This window comes from Pseudomonas sp. RP-B7, assembly GCF_059803535.1.
This window is the reverse complement of record NZ_JAPFHC010000063.1, coordinates 1-4,300: the sequence shown is the minus strand read 5'-3', so window position 1 is coordinate 4,300 and position 4,300 is coordinate 1. Positions and strand designations below refer to the sequence as shown.

At 50.3% G+C, this 4,300-nt stretch carries 4 protein-coding genes and 2 pseudogenes; 5 read left to right on the top strand and 1 reads right to left on the bottom strand.

Annotated features, from left to right (window positions below; translation table 11 throughout):
• From OPU96_RS28695 to OPU96_RS28685, 3 genes are all read left to right on the top strand, one after another.
• On the top strand, window positions 1-813 hold an 813-nt coding region (locus tag OPU96_RS28695), incomplete at its 5' end, for an RHS repeat domain-containing protein (protein WP_498560183.1).
• Between the two features lie 3 nt (window positions 814-816).
• Entirely contained in the window at window positions 817-1,467 is a 651-nt protein-coding gene (locus tag OPU96_RS28690) for a hypothetical protein (protein ID WP_498560182.1), read from the top strand.
• An 89-nt stretch (window positions 1,468-1,556) separates the two neighbouring features.
• Window positions 1,557-1,940: a hypothetical protein gene (locus tag OPU96_RS28685; RefSeq protein ID WP_226457844.1), complete on the top strand. Its 384-nt coding sequence runs from the start codon at window positions 1,557-1,559 to the stop codon at window positions 1,938-1,940.
• A 111-nt stretch (window positions 1,941-2,051) separates the two neighbouring features.
• Here the strand turns inward: OPU96_RS28685 and OPU96_RS28680 are convergent.
• Window positions 2,052-2,450: pseudogene (locus tag OPU96_RS28680) on the bottom strand (GDP-mannose pyrophosphatase); the annotation flags it as partial.
• Between OPU96_RS28680 and OPU96_RS28675 the strand changes: the two are divergent.
• A pseudogene (locus OPU96_RS28675) lies at window positions 2,442-3,830 on the top strand (RHS repeat domain-containing protein); the annotation flags it as partial. The pseudogenes OPU96_RS28680 and OPU96_RS28675 sit on opposite strands and share 9 nt — an antisense overlap.
• Window positions 3,831-3,833: 3 nt before the next feature.
• Complete coding sequence (locus OPU96_RS28670; protein ID WP_498560181.1) at window positions 3,834-4,253, top strand: hypothetical protein; 420 nt, start codon at window positions 3,834-3,836, stop codon at window positions 4,251-4,253.
• Window positions 4,254-4,300 lie beyond the last annotated feature (47 nt).

The window sequence follows — 4,300 nt, the reverse complement described above, 5'->3', positions numbered from 1 at the left end:
GCCGAACACCATGCGGAGCGGCATCGCAGCTACCTCTACGAACCGGACAGCTTTCGCCCGCTGGCCCTGCTGGAAGGTTTCGGTCCTACAAAAACCAAGTCGTACCACTACCAACTGGACCACCTCGGCACACCTCAGGAACTGACAAACCCCGACGGCGAAATCGTCTGGTCTGCGCACTACCGTGCCTACGGTGAAATCACCCGTCTCGACGTCGGAACAATCGATAACCCGCTGCGTTTTCAGGGCCAATATTTCGACGCGGAAAGCGGGCTGCACTACAACCGGCATCGCTACTACAATCCGGATATTGGGCGTTATCTGACGCCGGACCCGGTGAAGCTGGCGGGTGGGATAAATGGGTATCGGTATGTGCCCAATCCTACGGGGTGGGTGGATCCGTTAGGGTTGAGCACGTGTCCGGGCGGCGATGGATGCAAACCAAAAGATCACGTCGAGGCTCCGGAGCAAAACGCTAGGATTAATGAGGGTGATGTAGCGCCGCCTAAAGGCTCTGACACCACACTGTCAAGAAACGGGGCGTTTAGAAGAGCGAAAGAGATTGGAGGCATACCGCAAAACACTCAGCCGATAAAAGTGTATCGGGAGCCAATTCGTGATCAGGATCGTCATATCATGGGCCGGGTATACGTGTTCAGCTTGAAAAAAAATCACTTCACCAAAATTTATGAGCATTCACTAGGTCACGCACAGGGTAATCATGGGCCACATTTCAACACTAAAAACACAGCTGATGAAATCAAGGTACCTTTGAAAACTGGTGACGACTCACACACATACTTCAAGAGATAGAAAATGAGCACCGTATATATAAACGAAATCGGAGTAAGACCTTGGGAAAGCATACAGCCAACCCAAGACACCCGTTTCACCACTACGACATTAATAGACCATGACTTTCAAAGCGTCTGGACGTCATGGTGCAACATAATGGAAAACCTTTCATCAGAATGGCCCTTCAAAAGAGAGTGGCGTTCATCAACGACTGCCACCTTCAACTCAAGAACCGAAGAATATCTATTCATAAAAAACGCAACAAAAACACTTCAAGCCGGAGACCTGTGCAAGAAAAACGAAAAAACCAACATCTATTCCACAATCAAAAACCGACCAAGCAACCCAAGAGAGATAGAAAACCTAGCATTTGAAGGTTCCCACGACGTACTTCTGCTAATTCAAAAAAACACTCATGAAATACATGAACTCTGGTCTCAAATGACAATATTTGAAAGTCAAATCACACCCGACAACATAAGCACATTCCTAGCGTCGTCGACTGACAACTTGCTATGTAGATTTTACGATTCAGAAACACATGCCGCCGCCCAGTTCATATACCAGGCAACGAAGAAAAATATAGTTATACTAGACACAATAGAAAGCTTATTTAAAAAAATAAACATCAAGGACGTTCACCACTACATAAACAGAACCCAAAAAATATAAATACTGCAAATACAATGCGGACCTTGCTATCCCAACCCAAAAAGCAACACTGCCAGCAAGACCGAAAAAATCCACTATCGAAAAACAAAATGAAAATACGTGTCACCGAAGTCCGCTCCATCAAGAACACTATCCATGTGAGCTTCCTCTCATCCGCTGGAAGTGGCACCGCCGCATGGATCGGCATTCAGCCCATAGCGGGCAAGGAATTGGATGTCGAGTTCGATCTGGATGAGCTTTTTTCCTGGGGGGAAAACCTCACAGCATCACCTCGCAAATCACCACATATCGCCATCATCAATGGCGCGACCCATATAACGGCTGAAATGGCCCAAAACACAGACGAAGAATGGGTGGCACTCAAACTAGAGGACTCATTAATCTTCATTGAACTAAGCGAACCAATCACTCAAAAATCGGGTTTTATTGAAATAAGAGTTACCCGTGCAAACCTATATCCAACAAATATCTGAGTACTATAACCTTCACCAACAAGCCCCCCCCACAGCTTGAACTCACCAAAAAGCGCAATCCGTGGGGCAAGAAATCACCGATTCAAAGTCCGCCCATTCATCCGACTCCCCCCCCTCCTTCAACACCCGCAACTCCAGATGCTGCAACAACATAATCGTCTTCCCATCCACAATATCCCCACTCTGCACCATCCCCAGCGCCTGCTCAAACCCCAACTCCAGCACCTCAATATCCTCGCCCTCCGCCTCCAATCCACCGCCTGCCCCCACTTGATCGGCCGGTTGATACTCACCGAAAAAGAAGTGAATCCGCTCCGTCACCGACCCCGGGCTCATGAACGCCGCATAGATCTTCTCCACATGGCCGACGCGATACCCCGTCTCTTCCTCCGCCTCCAGGCGAATACGCTCTTCCGGGCTGGCGTTGTCCAGTAACCCGGCAGCGGCCTCGATCAGGTAGCCGTGGTAATCATTGACGTAGGTGGGCATGCGGTACTGGCGGATCAGCAACGGCTGCATGCCCACACTGTCACCCAACAGCAAAACCACCTCTACCGGCGGCAGTACGACTACGACAAATCCGGCAACCTGAACCGCGTTCTCGACACCTGCAAAGGCGAACATCACTACAGCTACGACCCTCTCAATCGCCTCACCCGAGCCGACCATTCCCAGGACCGCCAGGAACGTTTCGTACACGAGCCGGCCGGCAACCTGATCCGTGAGCGTCGCGGCAAGGGTCAGCAGCTTGTCACCGAGTACCGCTACGACTGTCAGCATCGGTTAATCAGCGTCATCACCGCCAACGGGCCAAGCGCCAGCTACCGCTACGACCCCTTTGGCCGGCGCATCAGCAAAACCGTTGAAGGCATGACAACGGAGTTCTTCTGGCAAGGCGACAAACTGATCGCCGAACACCACGCGGAACGGCATCGCAGCTACCTCTACGAACCGGACAGCTTTCGCCCGCTGGCACTGCTGGAAGGCTTCGGTCCCAACGACACCAAACCCTACCACTACCAACTGGATCACCTTGGAACCCCCCAGGAACTGACAAACCCCGATGGCGAAATCGTCTGGTCTGCGCACTACCGTGCCTACGGTGAAATAGCCCGTCTCGATGTGGGAATAATCGATAATCCGCTGCGTTTCCAGGGCCAATATTTCGACGCGGAAAGCGGGCTGCACTACAACCGGCATCGCTACTACAATCCGGATATTGGGCATTATCTGACGCCGGACCCGGTGAAGCTGGCGGGTGGGATCAATGGGTATCGGTATGTGCCCAATCCTACGGGGTGGGTGGATCCGTTAGGGTTGAGCACGTGTCCGGGGGCTGACGACTGCAAGCCCACTACGAAAGAACAAAATTCTCTTCATGCCACAAAAGTTGATCTGGGTGAACCAGCAGTCCCACAACCCAGTGTTACACCACGACAAGCCCGAATTGAAGAATTAACCGAGGCAAATGCAAAGCGTAGAATATTGGAACACGAGAAAAAGTACGACATGCACATGGCAGGTAAACACGGTCCAGAAGTGAGTGAAGCTAAGCTGAGACAACGGTCAATAGACGGAGAAGACCCAATCACAGGTAGAGTCCCGATGAGAAGAGGGGGAGGTCCGAGTTCGCAATTTAAAAGTTGGAAACTTCAACTACAGGCATGGACGAAGGCAACATCAAGGGAAGAAAGAGGACTGCCTCGCTACACAGACATTGACAACAACACAAACGATATTGTCCGCATAGAACTTCCGGGCGCCGGCCGCGGTTATAGGCCGAACAGAAGAGACGAAAACAATCCACTTTTTAATCCATCAATGAATGGTGCAGAAATGAAGTTCCGAGAGGATGGCACGCCCTTCACCCTATTCCCAATTAAGGAGTAAAAAATGTTATTCCACCCACATTCCAAACACATTCCTTTCGATGCAAACTTATATTACTTCGTGGGAATATTTGACATTTACGACCGAGAAGAAACCAAGGGCGTAGAGCTGCACCAATATGACCCTAACGATAAAAAAGATAGAGAAACCCTCATCATAAAATACTGCCTGGACCCCTACATCAAGCTTTCTTATCGGCACAGATATAAGCTAGTAGAAAATTTATCGTTAGCTCTAAACACCGACAATTTCGACTTCCATTCTTTCTTTGAAAATGACCCAGAAGAAAATTCAACTATGGCCTGGGACGAAACCGAAATAGCCGACCCCCGAGGCTTCTTCGCCGACATCTACCGAATCGCCAACGAAGTCTGGAAAGACGACCTCCAAAAAGCCAGCCAAGAAGACCCATCAACCTGGTAACACCACCAAACCCTGTAGTGAGCGAGCTTGCTCGCGCCGGGCCGCGC

What these genes read in the sequence shown, in the direction of transcription:
- OPU96_RS28690 (WP_498560182.1), top strand. Translation starts at nt 817, where the DNA reads ATGAGCACCGTATATATAAACGAAATCGGAGTAAGACCTTGGGAAAGC.
- OPU96_RS28685 (WP_226457844.1), top strand. Translation starts at nt 1,557, where the DNA reads ATGAAAATACGTGTCACCGAAGTCCGCTCCATCAAGAACACTATCCAT.
- OPU96_RS28670 (WP_498560181.1), top strand. Translation starts at nt 3,834, where the DNA reads ATGTTATTCCACCCACATTCCAAACACATTCCTTTCGATGCAAACTTA.